The organism is Paenibacillus sp. BGI2013 (assembly GCF_002843485.1).
Taxonomy (GTDB): domain Bacteria; phylum Bacillota; class Bacilli; order Paenibacillales; family Paenibacillaceae; genus Paenibacillus; species Paenibacillus amylolyticus.
In genome coordinates, this window is sequence record NZ_PJFA01000006.1 from 290,238 (window position 1) to 313,155 (window position 22,918).

General features: G+C 46.1%; 21 protein-coding genes. 4 read left to right on the forward strand and 17 right to left on the reverse strand.

Annotated elements, in window-relative coordinates:
* Positions 1-13 precede the first annotated feature (13 nt).
* From CXK86_RS32690 to CXK86_RS17270, 6 genes are all read right to left on the reverse strand, one after another.
* Entirely contained in the window at positions 14-136 is a 123-nt protein-coding gene (locus CXK86_RS32690) for a hypothetical protein (protein WP_255319811.1), read from the reverse strand.
* Between the two features lie 35 nt (positions 137-171).
* Entirely contained in the window at positions 172-606 is a 435-nt protein-coding gene (locus CXK86_RS17250; RefSeq protein WP_017690174.1) for a phage tail assembly chaperone, read from the reverse strand.
* 174 nt (positions 607-780) lie between these two features.
* Positions 781-1,188 (reverse strand): phage tail tube protein, encoded by a 408-nt coding sequence (locus tag CXK86_RS17255; RefSeq protein WP_101314148.1) that lies wholly within the window; start codon positions 1,186-1,188, stop codon positions 781-783.
* A 150-nt stretch (positions 1,189-1,338) separates the two neighbouring features.
* On the reverse strand, positions 1,339-2,802 hold the full coding sequence (locus CXK86_RS17260) for a phage tail sheath subtilisin-like domain-containing protein (RefSeq protein WP_101314149.1): 1,464 nt from the start codon (positions 2,800-2,802) through the stop codon (positions 1,339-1,341).
* Entirely contained in the window at positions 2,802-3,002 is a 201-nt protein-coding gene (locus CXK86_RS17265) for a YqzN/YkzM domain-containing protein (protein WP_017690177.1), read from the reverse strand. The genes CXK86_RS17260 and CXK86_RS17265 overlap by 1 nt, the downstream gene beginning before the upstream one ends.
* A 181-nt stretch (positions 3,003-3,183) precedes the next feature.
* Positions 3,184-4,107 (reverse strand): hypothetical protein, encoded by a 924-nt coding sequence (locus CXK86_RS17270; protein WP_144029804.1) that lies wholly within the window; start codon positions 4,105-4,107, stop codon positions 3,184-3,186.
* Positions 4,108-4,608: 501 nt separating this feature from the next.
* Here CXK86_RS17270 and CXK86_RS17275 point away from each other — a divergent pair.
* On the forward strand, positions 4,609-5,631 hold the full coding sequence (locus CXK86_RS17275; protein ID WP_101314151.1) for a hypothetical protein: 1,023 nt from the start codon (positions 4,609-4,611) through the stop codon (positions 5,629-5,631).
* Between the two features lie 165 nt (positions 5,632-5,796).
* Here the strand turns inward: CXK86_RS17275 and CXK86_RS17280 are convergent, their stop codons facing one another.
* The 9 genes from CXK86_RS17280 to CXK86_RS17315 all read right to left on the reverse strand — a co-directional run bounded on the left by CXK86_RS17280 (position 5,797) and on the right by CXK86_RS17315 (position 14,420).
* Positions 5,797-7,653 carry a DUF4127 family protein gene (locus tag CXK86_RS17280; protein ID WP_101314152.1) on the reverse strand — a complete coding sequence of 619 codons (1,857 nt, stop codon included), beginning with the start codon at positions 7,651-7,653 and terminating at the stop codon, positions 5,797-5,799.
* A gap of 31 nt (positions 7,654-7,684) precedes the next feature.
* Positions 7,685-7,855, reverse strand: a complete 171-nt coding sequence (locus CXK86_RS32105; protein WP_180361785.1) for a hypothetical protein — start codon at positions 7,853-7,855, stop codon at positions 7,685-7,687.
* A 521-nt stretch (positions 7,856-8,376) separates the two neighbouring features.
* Complete coding sequence (locus tag CXK86_RS17285; RefSeq protein WP_373888069.1) at positions 8,377-9,336, reverse strand: hypothetical protein; 960 nt, start codon at positions 9,334-9,336, stop codon at positions 8,377-8,379.
* A 179-nt stretch (positions 9,337-9,515) separates the two neighbouring features.
* Positions 9,516-10,151, reverse strand: coding sequence for a VOC family protein (locus CXK86_RS17290; RefSeq protein WP_101314154.1), 636 nt, complete (start codon positions 10,149-10,151; stop codon positions 9,516-9,518).
* Positions 10,148-10,606, reverse strand: a complete 459-nt coding sequence (locus tag CXK86_RS17295) for a VOC family protein (protein WP_076327336.1) — start codon at positions 10,604-10,606, stop codon at positions 10,148-10,150. Before CXK86_RS17295 ends, CXK86_RS17290 begins: the two co-directional genes overlap by 4 nt.
* A 47-nt stretch (positions 10,607-10,653) precedes the next feature.
* Entirely contained in the window at positions 10,654-11,229 is a 576-nt protein-coding gene (locus CXK86_RS17300) for an NADPH-dependent FMN reductase (RefSeq protein ID WP_076319051.1), read from the reverse strand.
* A 188-nt stretch (positions 11,230-11,417) separates the two neighbouring features.
* On the reverse strand, positions 11,418-12,152 hold the full coding sequence (locus CXK86_RS17305) for a response regulator (protein ID WP_101314155.1): 735 nt from the start codon (positions 12,150-12,152) through the stop codon (positions 11,418-11,420).
* 18 nt (positions 12,153-12,170) lie between these two features.
* A complete protein-coding gene (locus CXK86_RS17310; protein WP_257467894.1) occupies positions 12,171-13,895 on the reverse strand; it encodes a GAF domain-containing sensor histidine kinase in 1,725 nt (574 codons plus the stop codon).
* Positions 13,896-13,937: 42 nt separating this feature from the next.
* Positions 13,938-14,420 carry an ArpU family phage packaging/lysis transcriptional regulator gene (locus CXK86_RS17315; protein WP_017690187.1) on the reverse strand — a complete coding sequence of 161 codons (483 nt, stop codon included), beginning with the start codon at positions 14,418-14,420 and terminating at the stop codon, positions 13,938-13,940.
* Positions 14,421-15,209: 789 nt separating this feature from the next.
* Between CXK86_RS17315 and CXK86_RS17320 the strand changes: the two genes are divergently transcribed.
* The 3 genes from CXK86_RS17320 to CXK86_RS17330 all read left to right on the forward strand — a co-directional run bounded on the left by CXK86_RS17320 (position 15,210) and on the right by CXK86_RS17330 (position 18,084).
* On the forward strand, positions 15,210-15,653 hold the full coding sequence (locus tag CXK86_RS17320) for a helix-turn-helix domain-containing protein (protein WP_082219000.1): 444 nt from the start codon (positions 15,210-15,212) through the stop codon (positions 15,651-15,653).
* Positions 15,654-15,695: 42 nt separating this feature from the next.
* Entirely contained in the window at positions 15,696-16,112 is a 417-nt protein-coding gene (locus CXK86_RS17325; protein ID WP_101314157.1) for an ImmA/IrrE family metallo-endopeptidase, read from the forward strand.
* A gap of 172 nt (positions 16,113-16,284) precedes the next feature.
* A complete protein-coding gene (locus tag CXK86_RS17330) occupies positions 16,285-18,084 on the forward strand; it encodes a 5'-nucleotidase C-terminal domain-containing protein (protein ID WP_101314158.1) in 1,800 nt (599 codons plus the stop codon).
* Positions 18,085-18,681: 597 nt separating this feature from the next.
* On the opposite strand, the gene CXK86_RS17335 is transcribed toward CXK86_RS17330, so the two are convergent.
* Complete coding sequence (locus CXK86_RS17335; RefSeq protein WP_101314159.1) at positions 18,682-20,466, reverse strand: proline--tRNA ligase; 1,785 nt, start codon at positions 20,464-20,466, stop codon at positions 18,682-18,684.
* A 368-nt stretch (positions 20,467-20,834) separates the two neighbouring features.
* Complete coding sequence (locus tag CXK86_RS17340; protein ID WP_257467897.1) at positions 20,835-22,781, reverse strand: FAD-dependent oxidoreductase; 1,947 nt, start codon at positions 22,779-22,781, stop codon at positions 20,835-20,837.
* Positions 22,782-22,918: the final 137 nt, after the last annotated feature.

Sequence of the window (22,918 nt, forward strand, 5' to 3'; positions counted from 1 at the left end):
CTGCCCTATATTGTTATCGATTCATTTGCGAAGTTATCGCTGACATTTCCTCTTCCGAGAACGCAATTAACAGCGAGCGTTCCCCGCGTGGCAAAGACCAGAACTCTCCGGGCCGGAGATGATGACGCACCCACATGTGATACAGGAACGTGGTCATCCCGCCGGAGTGAATCAGTTTTTTAGGTCTTCAATCTCCACACCGAAGCCGGACAGCTCCAGCACTTTATCGCCTACAGCATCCAATTCACCAGCGAGCAACATACGACGTACCGCCTGTTCGCCACCGGACAACTTCATACGGCCTGTAATGCGGGTGTCTCCCCAGCCGGACAACTCTAGGCTGCGGACTTTCAATTTCACCGTTGCTTCGGAAATGAGCAGCGCGTTAAACGTTTCGGTGTCCACCTTTTCCTCGGTGCGGCCTTTGGTCGTTTTTCGAATCGTACAGCGTTCGCGAATGTGATCCACTTTGGAGGACGTCAGTCCACGCAAGGTCAACAGCAGATCCAGACGCTGAATGCGCACATTCTCCTCTGGCAAACGTTCTGCTGCTTCAAACAACTGATCCAAAATCTGTTCTTCGGACATATTTTCATTCATACTCATCGGGTGTTATCTCCTTCTTATTTCATAAATGGGTTTATCTATGCCAGCTTCCAAGCCTGTAGAGACAACAAAGAGACCGAGATCATCTCGGCCCGCATTGGTGTCTGTATTATATGAAGTAACTATGCAATCACGCTTGAGCAAACTAGCCCAATCACGTACCTATTTCAAAGCTTAGTTCGCCACAATCGGATTCAGCAATTCAAATCCTTCAAACGTAAAACCTGTTTCCTCAGGTACTTCTTCGCCGGCTGTCCAGTTGGCAAGCTGAATTTTATCCACCATGCAACCTCTCAGCAATACACTCTCATGTCCATACGATTCAGGGTCGTTCAGCTTGGAAATAATCTCGAATTTGGTGAAGCCGCGCTGGATCATATCCGAAGTGACTTTGTAGCCCGTCATCGTGCCTGTTCCTTTTTTCGCGCCGTTTTTATGCACTTTCCAGTCGTTACCGACCAGGTTCAGCTCACGCTTTTCAATCTCCACACTCGCTTCCAACTTGTTAATGTTTGTCTGCCACATACCATCGATATGCAGCTGACCATGGGTACCGAGAATTACTCTTGACGCATCCAACATATATTTTCCTCCTTGGGTTCGTTAAACTAATAAATATTACACGATATAACTCCGCAGTCAGAACAATCTTCCGATCACTGTTATCGTGTAAACCATCAGTTCAACATATAGTAATTATTCTAAAAAACTGTTCTTTCCTCGCACACAACCTTATTGCACGTAAAATGTACCAAACAACTGCTCCATCACATCCGTCAGCTTCACATTCCATTGCAGGAATACCTGATCTGCTTCCGGTTTGAGAACTGGTGCCGTGCCATAATACGCCGGGTCAAGAATGACATCATAACCGTCAGCTTCAATCACATTACTCTGTGCAAGCAACGCCAAATAGGCCTTCATGGCACTAATCAGTGCTTGACGACCCTCTTCAGTATTGTTCACTTTACCGATATACGTATCTTCCGCGGAGCGCTGCAAATCCGTGTTGATCGCATCCAACACACGAATGGAACGGATTTTTTTCCACGCATTATTCTGTCCAGCGGCTGGCGTTACCAGTGTGTTTACACCGCGAAGCGCTTTCACCTGACGTCCATCATGGAAGAAAATAAATACGCCATTCTGTACCGCCTGCTCCTGTTCTGCACGCGTCCAGCGACGTGTCACATCATCGAATGGAGTAGCTGCATAGGTTGTGGATTGGTTCAGACGTTGTCCGGCAATCAGTCCCGCAACATAGGCGGACGTTTCCGCCGAGCTGTAGAATGCATCTCCAAGGCGAACGCCTGTACCGACATTAATCACACCTTCATGGTTGAGCGCAAGCGAACGTGCTGCCGCTTTTTGTGCTGCTGAAGCAGAAGTGTCGTCCGCTGCGGAACCGCCAAATACAGCCACCACCGGTTTACCTTCACTACGCACACGTTTCACCCATGCCGCAAAACTAGCAAGCAGAGGTGCATCTGCCGCCTGATCCAAAGCCAAGACGTCGAATTGCTCCCCTTCCAGCGCACCCTGTACAGCAATGTATTCTGCATTGGTCAGGTCATAGTTGCCACTTACGCCACCTTTGAATGCCGCACCCGCAATTGTTGCAACTACACCTGCACCATCGCCAATTGCCTGAGCCGTTACCCAGACATTTTGCTCATCCGCGTTAATCTCTTTTGCCAGAGAAGCTGCTGTAATATCCGCTGTCAGGAGCGCATACAACATCCGGTTACCTTCGAAGAGACGCACTTCATGTTTCGTATTATCAATCACACCTGGCTGGATGGTGACGTAGAATCCATTTGCACGATCTCCCGGATACTTCGCATCCAGTTGCAGAACATTGGCATCACTGCTGTCCTTCAAAGTAAGCGTAGCTGCTTTGGCCGCAGCACTTGCTACCCGATAAGCGAGTAACTTCTTCGGACCACCCAACAAGGCAAGTTTCAAGGACGTATAAGCCGTACCGTTGTCCAGCACATTCGCCGCATAAATACGTTCAATCGCCGCTTCGCTCCCTACTTCAACAAAAGTCCCTACCGGACCCCAGTTGGCCTTGATCGGCACAACGACGGTTCCCCGCGTACCCGCTTGAATGGCCGAAGATGCTACCGCCTGAAAATTCATATATAAGCCCGGAAGGACCGGACGATTTGTTTGCTCCCAATTTCCACCTGCCATTATCCCTTCACCTTCGCTTTCATAAATTGGTTAATTCGTTCCTGCGTTTCTTCAATGGAAAACGTCTCTTGCGCCGCTTCGTACAGCGCACCGTACAGCACCTCTGCCTTAACGGCAAAGAGGGCTTCTGCATGATTCATCAGTTCTGCCCGTGTATACCGCGGGGCTGTCTGTTTGCTTTTTTTCACTGAGCTTGCCATTGCCATCTCACCTCATTTGTTGGACTACTAATTTCGTTAAACGATGAACTTTAAGCTTGATCTATGAATTTTTGATCCTATGAACCTATGAATTTGAAGCTATAATGTTGAAGCTAAAGCAATCTACTCAAAGCTATAATCTGGAACCAACCTTTAAACTGAAGTTCCTCTGGGCTAACGTTTACTCCATACCTTTGCTATGGTGGATCTCACGAATGAAAGGTACATTCGTACCCGGACGACGAATCCGCTGTTGCAACGTAAGGCGAATCTGACCATTCAGATATGCATCCGTCTGCAGATCTGCCGTGACCTCATCCACCGTCACATACCTTGTGTTACCTTCGTGCTCTTCGCCACCCGTTTCAGTGATGGCAAGACGAGATTGCACTACCAGTTGCCGGGCCAACCGAGTAACGGTCTGACGTGTTAACACCGAATGATCGGTGAGCACATGCCCAATCCACTGTTGTCGAACCTCCAATGCCGAAGTGCCCGCCACAGACGTGCTGCATCCAGCCAATCGCCATAACACAGACGGCTTCTCGTACCCACCAGGCCAGACATCTCCATACACCGACCAGTTCGAGCCAAGTTCCAGCTGTGTCCAGCCTTGAAGCGCAGCTAACCATGCATCCTCTGATTCAGCGAGAGAAGCTCCCGAGTCTTCGGGAACATACACCCCAAACCGTAGACTGCGTGTAAGCATGGCAGACCCTGCATCCACCCGATCACTATCTGAAGAACCCAGATAGATGCAGGTGAAGGCTCCACCTTCTTCGTCAATCAGTCTTACCTGGTGCAACCCTTCGATTAGAAGGGCTGACCAAGCTTCCACTTGTTCAGCGCCACCATTTTCCGGACGAGCGTATGGTGAGATTTTTATAATCCGTCGGTATCCCGCCCAGGCAGACTTCGGCACTTCTTCGGCAAACGCAACGACGGCACAAGGCCCCGCCAACATTTCGCCTAACGCAGGTACATCCAGCACACGACCGTTCCAATCTGGAACAAGTACCGCAAGCTTCTGTTTCAGCGTTTTTTTAATGAGCTTACTCATTTTACTGGTGCTCATGGCAGTGCTAATCTCATTTCTCATAGACACATTTATTTCGCCCCCTTTAGCTGCAAGTTTGAGATCTGCCCACACCGTGCAGCGACAATGTAGCAGCAGTAGACTCCCCCTTTTAACTCAGAGTCTGTATTGCTATCGAACCAGTACCGGGACTTCATTCACCGCATCAAAAAGACCGGCCACCTGGCCGGTCTGTACATTAGCGTATGTGCTTTCGGTGCGTCCCTTGTTATTGATCCGATAATACAATCTTACACCCGTTCATCCCTAGCGCGGATGGTGTTCCGTACGACTTCGGTGCGATTAAGGTAGACGTTCGGGTGGAAAAAAGACGACACCTGTTCTAATTGCCCAACACAGCAATCACTTTTATACTGATATCAAAATAATGTTATTTATTTACATTTTATTGCAGGTGTAATATCCTTCGTATATAGGCTGTACATAATTAGACGAAGTGTGAAGCATTAAGAAAGGCGTTTGTGGTGCGCTAAAAGTTAACTATCCCATGTAGAGAGTGAGATATTGATCATGAAAAAAGAACTTATTATGCATTCACCTGTAATTCAAGGTTATCCGATTCATGCTAATATGCACTCTATTCTTCCCAATCACCCTTCCTACCATGAATGGTTATTTACGAATCACATGCAACTAAGGTTTGATTTCTACCAACCGGATACTTTCCACTTGGAGTTCTACCAGCCATTAATGAGAGAGTACCATCCGTTGTTAAATATTCACAGTATGCAAAAAGAAATGATCCAATTGCTCAAGTTAAATGTTACCGATTTCTTCATAGAGTCAATTAATAATGGTAACTACATTTATGTTCTTATCGATAAACAACATATTAAAGCCTACAGAACTGAAGAAAGTGCACCTCATGATTTATTCATATACGGTTATGATCGGGATAATCAAGAATTTAATATCGCAGATTTTTTTCCTGACCCGTTGCCCAATTATAAGAAAACAAAGGGATCCTTTTATGAAATTGAGCAAGCAGTCAATGAACATATCAACTATAAAGAGGACTGCTGGGATAATGTATTTGGTATACAACTTATCTCCATGAATTCGTTCAAGTCCTATCGTTTCAATTTGGAGTTTTTCAAAATCTCACTGAAACATTATCTTAATTCTACGAATAGTGCTGCATACTTTGAAGTCATTGAAGGCATTCCAGCAGAAGAGCAATGTCTGCACGGCAGTCTGGACCCTGTATTTGGTATCCACATTTATAGCAAATTAATTGAATCTGTTCGTGCCGATCATCAATATATAAGAGCATTACATATGTTATCTGAGCATAAGACGTTAATGACCAAGCGAATTCATTATTTACATAAACTTGGATTAATTGATGGCAGTCTGTTTTGCAACCTATTTGAGGATATTGAACTAAAGGCTCGTTCTCTTCGAAACAATACGCTTAAACAAATGATAATCAACGAACACTCACTCAAGATACCCAAACTGACTTCAATGATTGAAGAGCTTTCGAATAAGGAGTACATTGCACTTGATAAGTTAGCTGGTGCAATAGGGTAGCGTTGCAAGTTAAACGTAATGTTAAGGGGATCGTAATGATCACCTGATCCGATCCCCTTAACTGATTCCGATCCATTCCACACCATACCTTCTTCCAGTGCTGGCCTAAGCCAACGTTTAAAGGAAGCGGTCATGGCTTATAGGCTGCATATCTGAGGCAATCTTTTACACAATATTAAAATTAACCTGCGGGTTCAACGTAATCTCAAATGCACGCCCCCAGATGAAATCGGGATTCGCATATTCCAGCAGCGCACTGCCATACGTCGCATAGGACAATTCGTCATTACAGATCTGCTTAATCGCCACATTGCCTGTCTGGAAGGCTGTTTTATTCGCAAGCGCCGTGGTATAAGTCTGCATCAAATCACGGAGCAATGTTTGCAAATGGGCATAGTCTTCCTCTGAGTTGAACAGCAACATATTTTGATCCGAAAGGGTAGCCACGTTGGTATACAACGCATGGGCTCGGGAATACGTGCGGATGTCCGCAATCGCTACCGCTTTGTAGTAGTAATCCTTCAGGAAACGCTTAAACAACAACGAGCCATGCGCGTTCATCGCATCTCGCAACTTATGCTCATGCTTCTCTGTTGTGATCAATGCGTACCTCGACTGCCCCATACCTACAGCAATACCGATCTTGTTACCTGGTGTATTCCATGCACTATAACCCAGAACCCGTCCGGTATATGGACTGTTTAGCAATGCTTCGGCAACATCGACATTGGCTGGTCCTTTACCCACAAAATCAATCAATACCGAAGGCAGACCTTGCTCACTATTCAGCGTCAATTGCTCCAACGCAGCCTGCACCTGATCCAGAGCCGTAATGGCAATAATCTCAATGTCGATGCCCGTGTTCTCTCCGGAATTACCCGGGTGACCCTTCGTCATACGATCCAGTTCGGAGGTCATGTCAAACGGGACAACTTGATCGGCTGCTACAGCCACTAGCTGTTCATTTTCCAAGCCAGCACCTACATCCGTCACCACCTCCGGTTCAGGATATGCCGAATCCGCTACAAGCACACCACCTACAATATCCACATGACGAACCACATTCTCGTGTACATCCATGTATTCATACGTGTTAATGATGGTATTGCCGTGAGGACCAAAATATTTCACTGCGTAACGTGTCCTCGCCCCGCCTCGGAACAACTGGTTCGCCATGCGAGCAACCAAAGCGTGCCCCAGACCATCTGCATCCGGCAAGACGATAGCACGATCCGGATTTTGTCCATTGGTTCCACCCAGCCATTCATTGATCCGCGCTTCTACATATTTGATTTCATTGATCTGAACACCCTGCGTGTTAGCATCGTCGACTCCAACTGCAAGGAAATCGATATAACCTGTGCGAGCCAGCTGATCCAAAATGTACAGATTTGTTTTGAATTTATGCTTTCTTGTATTGTAATACTGTTCTTTATCAAAATAGGTCGTTGTCCCATATTCCACTCCATCCGGGGACAGGTTATAACCTTCGATAATATCCTCAAACTCAGTGTATATCTGACGTGGCTGCTGCATCAATGCACGGGACTCATTATATGCATCAAGCGCCAAGCCATCTGCAAACGAGGTCGTAGCCAAACGCATGATGGTGTCCATTACAAATACGGGTTTGCGTGGATATTTCTGCTTGATCACGCGGATCACATCCAGCAAACGTGTGGTCTCATCATCGTATTCTGGATAGGCGCCTCCTCCATCTTCACGGAGCTGACGACTGCCAATCAGACCGCCATAGGCGAGCATATCGGATGAAATAATAAATCCGTCGACCTTGGCAGCATGTTTCAGAATAAAGTCGTGAATCTTGGACGGTTTGCCATAAACCGGCGTGGAGGTGCCTAGCAGCGTTGTACCATCTACGGTTTTCTCCGAGTCCAGACGATTCTTAATATCACTCAGGTTCGGTGTAACGATATGGATACCGGCTGCTTTCCCTTGCACAATCACATCATCCAGATTCGCTGGACGATCATCCAGTGGAACATACAATACTGTTTTCATATCACGTAGCCTCCTGTTATCTATTTAGTCTTTAATACCCGATCAGGGCAAGGATGCAATCACCGAATTTAAAAACCGGCTCCATGGCCAGCTGTACTTTAGCGTATGAGCTGTCGGTGTATCTTCCTTGCTGCTGATCCGATAATACCATCTTACCGCCTTTTCCCACTCGCGCTGATGGTAATCGGGATGAATTACGCATGAATGTAGTCGTGTCCGGGGCGGACAATTGTCGGTTTTAATCTGGATAAAACTAATGTGTGCATTTCAATTCAAACAAACTATGATGGATTTTTGAATTATGGGTGCCCGTGTCCAAAAATCTTGAAGTCCCAGCCCGCTAATTCCGGCGAATGGATAGATGATTTTCTAAAGAACACAGGACGTCTTATTTGGCATTCAGGTCCTCTTTTTAAATTATAAGGAACATCAGACACCCTATTTTCTAAAAAAACCTGACATTAACGCTGAAAATGGCTGTTTATTCTAATATAACGTGTCTCAGGTTCCTTAGATTTCTGTAGATGCTTTAAATCCTTGAATAAGACGCCTACGATTCGTTAGCTCTCACTCCTCCAAGCTCTGCTCCAGTAGCTTGGAATATTAACGCTAGAACACCAAAAAGCACCTGCCAGCTTTGGCAAGTGCTCTTCATTTTGATTCTATATCGTTGGTTCCATATCGTTCGTTCTATATCGTTTGTTCCATATTGTTGGCTTTATCTCACGCGATGATATAACGAAAGTTCTCCCATGTTTCCGGTATAGGTTCCCCGTTCTTGGCATGATGATAAAAACTGAACGGGAATTTAAATACATGACCTCCGTTCCAGTCACGGGAACGTCTGTCGGTGAGCCAATATTCCAGTTCATGAGGGAGCGCCACTGATCGTTCTGCCCGTTCCAGTGGCAGCAGGTCTACGGGTGATTGCAATGTTGGCATCTCCTGTTCAATATCCACATCTCGGCTTAAGCGTAGTGCCTTCACCATGGTAAGGAAAGGCGGAATGCCTTTGTGGAATAATGCCGGATAACCCAATTCATATAATATGTTAAGCGCATGTCCATAGGTGAGCATATGACCGATCAGATCATGATGCGCTTCCGCGTGATAGATAGTCTGAAACGCCCCAAGCTCATCCAGAATCAGGCGTGACAACTGAACTGGATCTTCGATCTCGGGGAAACCATCGCTTTTTTCCGGCTTGAGACTGCGAATTTCTTTCATCGTTGTGTTCATCCAGGATCTTCCCGGGATGGTTCGATCGAATGAATCGATCAGTTCAACCAGCCGACCAATATCCTCCGAAGTGCCCCATCCATCCAGTTCGCGAATGGCTTTCAGACTGATTGCCCCGTAGATGGCCTGGTGTCCAACCCAGTGCAGCTCTCCAATCGTTCGATCCAATGCGTCCGTAATATACGCCTCGGCATCTTCCCTGGGCATCATTTCACCAATCGGAGAGGTCTGGCCAGGGCTGATTCCATGCTGGCGAAGCATGGCTTTTGCTTCGGCGGTAACACTGCCGGCGGCAAGGGCAGTGAGACGATTTTCCCGCAACCAAAAATATGCCGCAATCGCACCCGCCCCATAATGGGCGTGCCACAGATCTCCTGTACGTTCCCGACTGGAAACGATAATCGCTAGTCCATCTTCCAACAAACGTCGATCCAAGCTTGCCACCACCCTTCATTATATGTAAACCCATCAGAGAAACTATATAAGTTGAACTAAGATCTGTCCTCTCCGTTATCGTGTAAATTTAGTTCAACTTATATATCCTAATTAATAAATAGAGCGCTTACTTCTATAACATGATGGAAATGCTCCACATATGCCCGTTTTGCCCCGGAATACAAAGTTTAGCCAATTCGAAGCTTGCCCACGCCACGGATGGATACTTCCAGGGGATAGATCTTTGCTTTTTGCTTGGAGAAAAACCATGTTCGATCCTTCTTCACCACAATAAATAAACCATGTACATCTCCTACAGGAGCAAAGGTATCACTAACCTCACCCCAGCGCGTGAGTCCAATCTGCTGAAGCTCATTCACCGTAGACAGAACATCCTCCGTCACCAGTCCAACTTCACACACCTGTAATATATCTTGAGTCGAGAAGTCATGGTCACTCTCGTTCTGAATACGATGATGAGCAATCAGCTCAATAATATTGCCTGCTGGATCTTCGAAATAGAGAGAATGAGAGTTCCAGTTAGTAGAGTACGTCTCATCCCGATCTCCTTCTCTGCTTAAAACAACACGTGATGCAGCCCACTGCTTCGCTTCCTTGAACCGATTCGTCGGAATCGACCATGCCACATGATAAAAGGGCTCACGATCTGTTTCACACGGTTTGAAAATCATCTTTGTCCTTCCAACCTGCAGGTTGAAGGCCTGATCCGTCGCATTGGACACCTCCATTCCCAACGTATCACGATAAAAATGCTTGAGGTCCTCCATCCGTGTTGTATATAACTGTAATTCTTCAATCATCATACGGTCTTCTCCTGCATCTCCTCCCACTGACTCCACGGCACCATGCCGAGTTCAGGCTTCGCTTCATCCGGGAGCATGGCGATGAATTCAAGCAAATGACCATCTGGATCCTTAAAATATACAGATACCGCAGGCATCCAGCCGAAGACATACAGTTCACCGATATCATCATTCAGGAAGTTCTGTGTCTTGATCCCTTTGTTCTCCAAGTGAGCCACCGCGTGTTTCATATCCTCCAGAGATACATGAAAAGCAAAGTGCTGACGTTTCACCTCGGAAGATTCCTTTTGCCACAATCCCAGCATGGCTTTGCCTTTTCCACCAATCCAGTAGAAGGAGTTCCCACGTTCTTTCTGCCCGTAGGCATGAGGTAAACCAAGGACCGTTTCATAGAAATGATGGGATCTCTCCAGATCCGTCACGTTTAGATGTGTTTCAAATATGCCTGTAATCATAATGCTCAACCTCTTTTCCTTTTCCGATTTTTCATCTTCCTTGGTTCTCAACTCATGGTAGAATTCCGCGCATTCGTTAACGTCTGTGCCAGATTTAAAAACGATCCAATAACCCGCTGCACCCGGTCCTCTATATCCTGACTGCCTTCGTACTCTTCATATCCGTCAAATGTCGCTTCGAATCGTCTGCGCTGCGCACCACCAATGGATATCCATTCCTGGGCATTGATGCCATGCAGATTGCGAACAATCGCTTGCAGTTGTAAAAGCGAACTTACCCCCACCGCTCCGCCAGAGGAGCTGATGGACAGGACGGTCTTGCCGCTGAAATGAGCCTGACTCAGGTGATCCAGTGCATTTTTGAGCACACCGCTAATACTGCCGTGATACTCTGGTGTAGACAGGATGATCGCATCAGCCGCGAGCATACGTGTATTCAGGTCTGCCAGATGTTCATGATCCGCTTGTTTTTCATCTGGTGCGTAGAATGGAAGTGGTGTCTGATACAGATCAAACAGGCTGGCCTGATGTCCCTGACCGCGAATAATCTCCACAGCATACTCTCCCAGACGTGTACTGGTTGCATTGTTCCGATTGCTTCCTGCCAAAATAACAATATTCATTCATGTCACTCTCCTTGGTTTTTTAATAATTCAAACTCTCATGTTTCAACCGATCTGTTATTTCTACTCTTATCTTACCTTTCTTTTGCATCCAAATCGTCAGCAGATAGACTTAACTTGAAATACCAAAAAACTCAACCTTTAGGTTGAGTTTATACGACTTAAGTATGAACATATGTCGGAATTGGTCACACGACCCAGCCATTTCTTACGGCATGAAGAGCCGCTTGCGTCCGATCTGCTAGTCCCAGTTTGTCGAGCAGATGACTGACATGGGTTTTGACCGTTTTTTCGGTGATGACCAATTGAACTGCAATTTCCTTGTTGCTCAATCCTTGAGCAATCAACCCCAAGACTTCTTGTTCACGGCGAGTGAGCATATCCAGTCCGCCAAGAGACGCTTCAGCTGATTTCCCCTTCTGCTTTGGCTCCTGATGTTGACTGTCTGCTGACTGATCTGTCGGTATATCCTGTGGTTGCTGTTCATTTATGGACCAATCGGATGAAGCCATCACATGCATCAATTGACCTGCTGCGGCAGGATGCAATTCCACCTGACCTGCATGCACATTGCGAATGGCTACAGCCAGATCCTCCGGTTCAATATCCTTGAGCAGATATCCTTTAACTCCTGCGCGAACAGCAGGAACGACATGATCCTGATCCGAAAACGAGGTGAGCACAATGATTCGCGTTGCTGGCAATAACGTGCGCAGCCTTCTGGCTGTTTCAATTCCGTCCATGACCGGCATATGCAGATCCATTAATACCACGTCAGGTTTTAACGCTTCCGCCTGAGCCAGTGCTTCCTGTCCGTTCGATGCTTCGCCCACAACCTTCATGTCTTGCTGTGTCGTCAAAAAAACGTGCAGTCCCCGTCTCACCATCGCATGATCATCTGCAAGCAAAATCGTAATCGGCATCTCTTCTTCCCCCTGACTTTATACAGATTCGAACGGAAGTGGAATGACTGCCGTTACTGTCGTTCCCTTACGGGAAGAACTCACTATTTCTAAGTTGCCTCCGAGCGATTGAGCCCGTTCCTTCATAATGGACAGGCCAAGGGAGCTTCCAGACGACGCTTTTGGCCTGTTCGCACCACCTTTTCCCTGATCTGTGACAGTGAGCACCACTTCATGATTACTTAACTTGAGGGTGACCTCAGCAGAAGGAACATCCGCGTGTTTCCGTACATTATTCAGCGCTTCCTGTCCGATTCGCCACAATGCTTCTTCTATATTACGTGGTAAAGACCGCATTCCCGTCCGATTCGTCACCACTTGAAGCCCCTGGCTGGTGCCGTATTCCTGTAGTGCATGGAGCAGCCCTGCTTCCAGTCCCGCGGGACGGAGTTGCATAATCAATGCGCGCATTTCCTTGAGAGCCTCCTGAGACAAAGCCCGAATATCCTTCAACGCTTCCGTTGCCGGGAGCAACTGCTCGGAGCCGGATAACATACTTTCCGCGCCTTTAGCCGTTAACGATAGTGAAAATAAAATCTGATTAACCGAATCATGCAGATCGCGAGCCAACCGATTTCTCTCTTCCATTCGTGCAAGTTCGCGGCGATTCTCCGCCAGCTTCAGACTCTCCCATGAGGCCGCAATATGTTCGGCCAATGCCTCCAGCACTTCACGGTCCGCCTGTGCAGGACCTGATGTTCCTATTCCGATCACCAGAATTCCCGTTTCTCCCGGCGTATGGTACGGAAGTGGAGCAGCAATTCCCGAGACAATGGAATTCGTAGTCTGGTCAGGCTTGCACAGGGTAAATATCTCAGCGATCTCTGTCCCAGACAGAGATGTTACACGATGACTATTGATTACATGGTTAATGTGGCTCGTCACTTCGGAAGATAACGGAGTACCTGATAACGTTCGAACCGTATCATTTGCATAGGCTGCCTGCAAAACGAACATTCCGCTTTTCTGCTGAATGATTGTAGCAAAAGGCCAATCATAATGCTGCCCAAGCAGCTGTACAACTTTTAAACAAAAAGCCTCAGAATTGGTGCATTCGTTCACTGCAAGACCCAAGGCCGTGCTGAACTCCCCCAGCTTGGCATACAGATCAGCTCGTCGCTGCTCCGTGCGATACAATCTCATCCGCTCTACCGCACTACCAATCTGGTACGCCACGCCCTGTAACAGCGCCAGTTCACTGTCGCTGAAATGTTCCTTGGCTGGCGCAGCCACGTTGAGCAGGCCGAGCATCTTCTCACCTGACCTTAACGGGACGGTTGCATGGTGGGTAATATCATGGGTATCTCCCCATTGGAATTCCACCGCATCCTCCAGCCGTTTACAGTTAATGATGTTGACCGCATGATTGAGTTGACCGTCCTTAAAGCGGTTCACACACCAGCAGGTACCTGTTCGCATGGGCTCTTTATCTTTACGCAGTAATGCCGGGGGCAGATTATAATCCGAAACACAGGTATAGTCTCCACGTTCATTAATCAGAAACATCCAACCTGCCGTTAATCCGGTCAACTCCAGTAATTTGCCGACCACGGTATCCAGCATTAAGTTCAGATCATTGGACGTATTGAGCGTTTCCGCTATTGTCTTCAACGTGACCATTTCCTGCATTCCGACTTCTTCCGACATCGCAGACTTCTCTCCTTTGGCTGTACCAACTGTGGTTTGTTCAACTATTGTAACCAATCCACCTTGGATATTAAAGGATCAACTTCTTCAATCGCTCACTCAGCCCAGCTTCTGTCGCTCTTTGCGGGACACAGACAAAGGCTCCATATTAATCAGACCTCGATCTGACAGAGCCAGCGCCATTTTGTAGAAAGCACGTGTACGAATCTTCGTATACGTATCCTTGCTGACAGGCGGATCAAACACATGGTTATACACTTTATAGTCAAACACATCATCGTCTTTCAGATATCGTTCACAGACGAGTACACGTTCCTTTTCACTCAACCGGGACACAACAAAATCAATCGTATCGCAATATGCCTGACGCGCGCGCTGCACGTCCACATTGTAGATTGCCGTTCTCGCCGTGGAATCCCCCGTCACATTGGTTGCACCGTGGAAACGCTCGGCATAACTTGCCGTCACCATAACCTCTCGTTCTTCAAATGCAATCGTTTTATAGATTCGATATTTCTCCAGCGCAGCTTCAACAGCCGTTTGCGTTTTGCGTCGGTCCAATTCGGGCAGCATCAATTCCATATTTATCTTCCTCCTCTAATATTTTTTACTCCATTCATATCTCTCACTCTATCGTTCACGTCATGTTGTTTTGCCATCATTCTTTGCACGATGGAAAAACGCTCTTATTCATAGAGTTGTCCAGTTTCCTACATAAATAACGACATGTCTTCAATTTCCCGCTGTTGCCTTTTGGAATCACTCCAAATCGGTATAATCCGGGGAATTACCTTCTTCAAAGAGTCATTTCTAAAATCCAACCTGTGTCATTGTTACATTCTGTTCGTATAGTGTTCGTATTTCTATTTGAGGATACCACTTTCTGGAGATCGGAGTAAACCTCCATTTTGGTTCGTTTTAACGATAAAATAAAACCTTCGCTCTCATTTCCTATGCCTTTTGGCATAATTGTTTCATATCTCTTTACCTAATGGTATATATACGTTATAGTACTGTTTAATTAATGAACTTCCGTATAAGTCATTTGATTTTTAATATTATGAAGTTCCCCTTCTCCTTAATGCCGTTAAGGTACATATCAAGCGCATACGTAATGAAGGAGACGGAATCGATTCTGAAGAAGCAAAGCGTTCGCCTAAAAGCTTTCTGCAAGAAAGCTACATCGGAAGCATACGCTATCAACGGATTTCACCCTTTAGGAAAGGGAAACAGGAAATCCGGGGATAACAGCGATCAAAAGAACGATCCGAATCCGGAACGGCGCACCCGCAGAGGGTTTAGGAGTTGTCGCATTCATCTTTCTTCTTAATATTAATTCAAGTACTTGTACGAATCGAAGGAGTTGGCATAATTGTGGAGCACGCTTTTGGTCCTTATATGAAACAACTGCGCGAGCAACAGGGATACAGCATCAATCAGCTCGCCGAAGCAGCTGGAATAAGCAACTCACAAATTTCACGTATTGAGAATGGGGTCCGGGGTGTGCCAAAACCAGCGACCATCCGCAAGATTTCAGATGCACTCTCGGTGCCCTATACAGAGATGATGAAGCAGGCCGGTTATATTGAACCAGGGAGTGCTGCTGAACTTCAGGACGTACCGGAATGGGCTACATACAAAGACCGTCGTGATTTCAAAAAGATGCTGGAGGACGATGATGATCTGATGTTTGACGGTATTCCACTCGATGAAGAGGACAAGAAACGAATCAAGGATGTGCTGACAGGTCTGTTCTGGGAAGCCAAACAGATGAACAAACGCAAAAAGACAGACGAATCGGACAATCGCCCATGAGGCATGACCCACTGAATTTAATAAGGCAGCAGGTGAGATCATATGGATGACATCGTAACAAAGCTGATTCGAAAACACCGGACCAACTGCCCGTTCAGTATTGCCCGCGCGGTTGGAATACAGATTCGTTTCACCAATTTGGGGAAGTCCACCAAGGGACTGTACTTTCGCAAGCTCCGGCGCAGGTTTATCGTCATACACAATGATTTGCCGCCGGAGTGGCAACGGTTCGTGTGCGCCCATGAGCTTGGACACGACCGACTTCATAAAGGGATTAATCGATTCTTTCTGGAGGAACATTCCTATTTTGCTCCAGGCAAGCTGGAAAGACAGGCCAATCGTTTTGCCATTCAATTGCTGACCTCCGGAGTGATGCCTGAACCGGATGAATCTTTGGAGAAATTTTGTTTACGTACCGGACTGCCGCGTGAAGCGCAGCATTTTTTTTACACTATTTAAGAACATACGTTCTTTCCGAAGATTATATTTTCCAACAGCAGATTTACATGTCACTTTCAGGTTACTTATTTTTACGTAATTCGCGAGATTTCCTAATAATAGTCTGTTAAAATACTATTTGAGCTGTGTAAATGCTCAAGTAGATTATTATTTTGGGAGGTTTCGGAATCATATGAAAATCTGGAAGAATTACGTTTCACTTCTGCTAACGGTCTGTTTGCTGTTTGGCAGTGTAGGTATTGCCGCAGCTGCAACGGATACCACTCCGGGCACAGGTAAACACATTACCATTCTACATACGAATGATACGCATGCCCGTGCAGTTGAATCTTCACCTGCTATGGGTTTTGCCAAAGTAGCTGGAATCGCTGACAAATATCGTAGCGAAAACCCGAACACACTCTTGCTAGATGCTGGAGATGCTGTGCATGGTACAACATTTGCCACTCTTGTGAATGGTGAGAGCATCGTGAAAGTCATGAATGAAATGGGATACCAGGCCATCGTACCGGGTAACCACGAATTCAACTATGGTTCGGATCGCCTGATCGAACTGGCAGACATGATGAACTTCCCCATGCTGAGTGCCAACGTGAAGAAAAAAGACGGAACACGTCTCTTCGATCCTTACCTCATTAAAGAGGTGGATGGCGTGAAGATTGGTATCATCGCTTTGACTACACCGGAAACGTTGTATAAAACGAATCCTACAAACGTAGAAGGTCTTGATATTACAGATCCATCTGCGGAAGCCAAAGTTCTGGTAAACGAAATCCGCAGCAAAGTAGATGTTGTTGTGGTATTGGGACACCTTGGACAAGATGCATCCAGCACGGATACTAGCTTTAAAGTTGTTAAAGAAGTTCCTGGCATCGATGTATTCATCGATGGTCACAGCCACACTGTACTGCAAGATGGCCTTGTATCCGATAACGGAACATTGATTGCAAGTGCAGGAGAATACACTAACTACGTAGGTGTCATCGATCTGTGGGTAGATGGTGGTAAAGTAACGAAGAAACAAGCAACATTAATTGATGAAACTGAAGCAAAAGACATCAAACCAAATGAGAAAGTCGCGACTCTCGTAAACTCCATTCAAAAAGAACAAGAACCTATCTTGAAAGAAGAAGTAGCCAATACAGCTATTCTGCTGGATGGTAAACGTGAACAGGTACGTGCAGGAGAAACTAATCTGGGTGACCTGCTTGCAGATGCCATTCGTGATGTCAGCAAAGCCGATATTGCACTGACAAACGGTGGGGGTATCCGTGCTTCCATCGAAAAAGGGATCGTAACCAAAGGTGATATCATCACAGTACTTCCTTTTGGTAATCAAGTGGTAACGCTTGAAGTGAAAGGGTCCGATATTCTGGCAGCCCTTGAAGTCGGTGTAGCTTCCTACCCTGAACCAAGCGGTGGATTCCCGCAAGTATCTGGTATCAAGTTCAAAATCGACACTTCCGCTGCAGAAGGTAGCCGTGTACATTCCGTAACCGTGGGCGATAAAGCCCTTGATCCGGAAGCAACGTATACACTGGCAACGAATGATTTCACAGCTGTTGGTGGTGACGAATACACCATGTTTGCCAAATATCCAACTACGGGTATGTATGGCGCGCTGGACGAAGCATTGATCAATTACATGCAGAAGCTTGGCGCTGTAGACATCAAAACAGATGGTCGGATCAGTGAAGCGGTAAAACCTGCAGTAGAGCCGGAAACTCCGGCAACAGAAACACCAGTTCCAACCAAGCCAAAACCAGAAACACCAAAACCGGAAAAACCATCTAAACCAACACCAAGTAAACCTGCTCCAGCCAAACTGCATGTTGTGAAATCCGGAGATTCCCTGTACTCTATCTCCAAACAATACGGCACAACTTGGCAGGCATTGCAAAAGCTGAACAATATCAAAAATCCACACTGGATTTATCCAGGTCAACAATTGAAATTGCCTGCAGCTTCTTAAGCTCAGCAAAGCAAAGTGCATATAGGCATGACCGCTTATAGTGCATCAGCATACCGATCTATCTTGTCATAACTAAAAGGGTGTCCCCAAAGCCAGATTACTGGTTAAGGGGACACCCTTTTGTATCTCCGTTCTTAAACATCAATCCATATCAGATACTTGAACATTTCCTGTGGACATATCCTGCTGATCCTGACAATCATCTGAGGCAAAAATAAATCCCAGCCTGGCCTTTACGGACCAACTTCATCATGTACCTTCCACACCGAACTATATAAAAACTCTCCGGAATGACCGTGTTCATGCGGTTATTGTACTTTTATTTCGACATCTCTATCTTCTCAACATTGCATACTTGCACATAAATCCGCCTGGGTATGATCATCTTCAAATCCTTAATCATAAAATCATTTGTATACTAAATACAACTATCCAAATATAGTTATTTCGTATGATATCACTCATAAAATCCTACCAAATTTTATGCCTATAGCCCTCTTTTTCATGCTCACATTGAAATTTTAGCAATCAAAATCAGCTACCGCATCATATTCGGTACTATTATATGAACTCATATAATTAGCGATTCCCCTGAATTTAGGAAGTGAGCTGTTCCTTCACATAAAGCACAGCTTCCTGTGCAGTCAACCCGATTCGTTTCGATTCACCTGTTGCTGCAAGTGCGTGTGACCCCAGTTCGACCTGTCCTTCGGCTGCTCCTCGGCCAATAACGATCTGCACAGGCAATCCAATCAGCTCCGCATCCTTGAATTTCACACCTGGACGTTCATCCCGGTCATCAACCAATACCGTGTAACCGCCATCGATCAATTGTTGTTCCAGTTCGAGGGTGAGCTGACGCTGCTGCTCATCCTTCCAACTTACTGTAATCAGATGCACATCATAAGGCGCAACAGCGGCAGGCCATCTTATGCCTTCATCTCCTGCATACTGTTCAGCTATCGCAGCCATCAGGCGGGATACGCCAATGCCGTAACATCCCATGACTGGCGCACACTGGCGACCATTACGATCCAGGAATGAAGCACCCATGGCATCACTATATTTCGTTCCCAATTTGAATATGTGTCCAACCTCAATACCTTTGGTAAACACAAGTGGCGATCCACATGTTGGACAAGCATCCCCTTCCGCAGCAAAGCGGATTCGTTCTACTCGCTCCAATGCAAAATCAACCCCTGGGCGTACACCGGAAACATGCACATCCACTTCATTGGCTCCTGTAATTGCACTCTTCATCACTGCCACGTCAGCGTCCACCACCATCGGCAGATTTAGTCCAATCGGACCCAGGAATCCTACCTTCAGATTTGGATGTGCCGCAATGGCTGCATCGTCTGCAAGGATCAGTTCCTCTGCCCCCAACACCTGCTTCAATGCGATGTCATTCAATTCATGATCTCCACGCACAAGCGCAGCGACGAGCTGACCATCCGCCACATAAAGCAGCGTTTTGATCATATTTTCAGCCCCTTCGCCCACAAAAGTGGTTAACTCTGCGATCGTACGAACGCCAGGTGTGGAGATGCGTACTACCTTTTCCGCTCCTGAATGTTCATCCGTTTGAAGCGCGGAGTCTGCACTCGCAGAGTCGGCTGGAACTTCCAAACTCCCTTCTTTTTTCTCCATATCTCCAGAAGTCTGATAACCCGCTTTCTCCAGATTCGCAGCATATCCACAATGTTTGCAGGTTACAATTGTGTCCTCACCCACATCAGCAAGAGCCATGAACTCATGTGTTTCTCCTTGACCGCCAATCGTTCCTGCGTCGGCCTCAACACGGATATAGTCCAGACCACAACGCTCCAGAATGCGACTATACGCCGTGTTCATCGCCTGATAAGTCCGATCAAGCTCTTCCCAGTCCGAAGCAAAAGAGTACGCATCCTTCATGATGAACTCACGTCCACGCAGCAATCCAAATCGAGGACGGCGCTCATCCCGGAACTTGGTTCCGATCTGGTACAGGGTGAATGGCAGCTTACGATACGAACTCACCTCGTCCCGCGCTATAGCGGTTACGACTTCCTCATGTGTTGGTCCAAGAGCAAATTCCCGTGCATGACGATCCTTCAGACGCATCAATTCGGGACCATACTGTGTGTATCTTCCGGATTCTTCCCACAGTTCGGCTGGCTGCATAATCGGCAGCAACACTTCCTGACATCCAGCACGATCCATCTCTTCACGAACGATCCGTTCAACATTTAACAATATACGCCGTCCGAGGGGCAAGTAACTGTATATCCCTGCTGCCAGTTGGCGAATCATACCGGAACGCAGTAACCAGCGATGTCCCGCTGCATCTGCCTCCGCTGGCGCTTCACGTAATGTTGGGACAAGCATTTCACTTTGACGCATCATAACACACTCCTAATCTTCCTTTTTGTTATTAAATACGGCGCATAAACAGCAAAAAGACACATCCGTCAAGGGACGAATGTGTCGTGGTACCACCCTTATTTAACTGCAAATTAATCCGTTCGCAACCTTTGCGATCTGTAACATGCAGTCCTACGGGGCATAACGGGCCCTGCCGGCGGAGGTTGCAACCCTGTAGGGGCATTCTCTTCCGCAGCTCGCGAGGTAGGAATTTATGAAGCAGCTACAGGAACCTTGCACCACACTGTTCCCTCTCTGTTGAAGCTGGATTGCACAATCATGTCCTCGTTATAACGCTGTTATCATTTTTGACCACATTAGTTCATTTACAAGTAATTGTCAACCAATTAGTCGAATACAACTCCAGAATAATACTCCACTACATCACGAATGAGCATAAACGCATCCCCATTTGTAAGATTGTTCTTGTCAGCAATGCCAGCAAGCGTGTCGGCACTTATAAAGTTTTGCATTTGTAATTGAGCAAGTGCCTGTTCAAGTGAAGTTTCCGTTTCTGAAGATCCCATTGCCAGACATAACATATACGCAGCCTGATCCAACGTTAAAGGTAGGGTTACGGCATTCTCCATATTTGCTAGAGCTTGGTCGGCACTGCCTGTGTAGGCTTCTGGAAACATCGCTTGCATTCTTTTCAATTTACTTAAAAATCGTTCTGGATTCATTCCTTTATCCAGTTCCCAACCATCGTTATTATAATTGCCTGAAGTCATATACATACTCGCTGCAGCCAGCAATCCCTTGTAATCCTTATGCTCGATATAATCAGGCTGTTCGAAACGATGTACTTTCAGATCCATCCCCTGATTCTCCAGCATCTTACGTAGTTCAGATGCTCGCTCTTCGGAAGTTGAGAGTTCGCGGAAGGACTCCTTATGGATATATGCCAGCTTGACCGCCGCTCCTGCTGCTTCTCCCTCTGCCATTCCCAGTGGGACAACTCTTGCACTACCGTGTGGGATTGTATCAAAACTTGCTGCACGTCCAACGACGAGCAAACCATCAACCTTTAGCGGTACAAGCGAGCGAAAAGGTACACCATATTGAATCGGACTCAACATAATCGTGCCGGGATTTCCAACACTCGTGCTCTGAATATCAATATCGTATGAGCCGTATCCAATAGCATCCCAATGATCACGATTTTCCATGACATCAGCTAATGTTAATCGGTACTCGCCATAGATATGACGTGATTCTCTCACGTAAAGCTCGTCTGCTGTTCCAGCATATTTTAGCCCTGCAAATTCATCATAATTTTTCTTCAGAAAATCAACAATTAGTGGGGCTTCTTTACGCCCGATTTCCAGACCTTTTTTCACAGATATCGGATCTAACGGATCTACCCCAAAGATTTGCATCGTATTAATCAAGATTGTATCATCATTTTGTCTTCCGATATTCAGACTGCGAATCTTAATATGTTGTGGATTCGAGGATTCATATTTTCGAGCATCACCGTACCCCCAAGCACTCATCTTATCAACCCCGGTTCCCTCTCTTTCCCTAAACTTTTGCCATACCTCATCAGTAACACCGCTTAGCTTGAATACAAGCGTAGAGACCATTTTGGATTTACCATCTCCAATATCTTGTCTACCTATGGAGTATGGAACTCCTGCAGCGGCTGCAATATCCGCATCTTGCGTTGCATCAATGATGGAGCGGGTTGAAATCTGAACAGTTGTTCCATCTTCTTTAGTTATGCTCATACCCGTTATTGTCGTGTGATCTCCCGTAGATTGTTCAGTAAGGGGAACTAATTCCTTAACATTCATCAACAGGTCAATGTTAGGTTCAGAACGAACCATCCGATAGAAAATGTTAGCCGCTGTGTTGGTATCAAATGAACTACCCTCGATCTGGTCAAACCATTCCTGGAAGATACCTTTGTTCAAAAAGTCAGGCTGCCGCAAACTACTCAATAACTGCGGTTGTTCTGGGGAATAATTTAGATCCAGTGTATTAAGGCCTCCCTCGGTCAACAATCCTCCCAACATGTTGCGATCTCTTGCTTCTACCAGCAATACACGCATCCCATTACGGGCAGCTGATAAGGCAGCAGTAATACCTTCCGGATCCGTTCCGGCTACAATAACGTTATAGGAATCTTTCAGGTTTAGTGTAGATTGCACGTCCTCCAAAGGCTGCCATACATAATTATTATTAAATTTATAATTCTTGTTCCAAATATAGAATGCACCATATGCAGCGCTCATTAAAACAATAAACACACTGGCTATAATTGCTGTTATTTTCAATTTTCTACTAATCAAAGAAACAAACCTCCATATGTACTTTAAATTCAATAATACTAACTTAACTCGTGAACTAGTTTTCCTGTGTTATACCAACAACCGACTAACTTTTTCTCCTTTCCTGCATGAGCATGCTATAAATAATAAAAAACTCC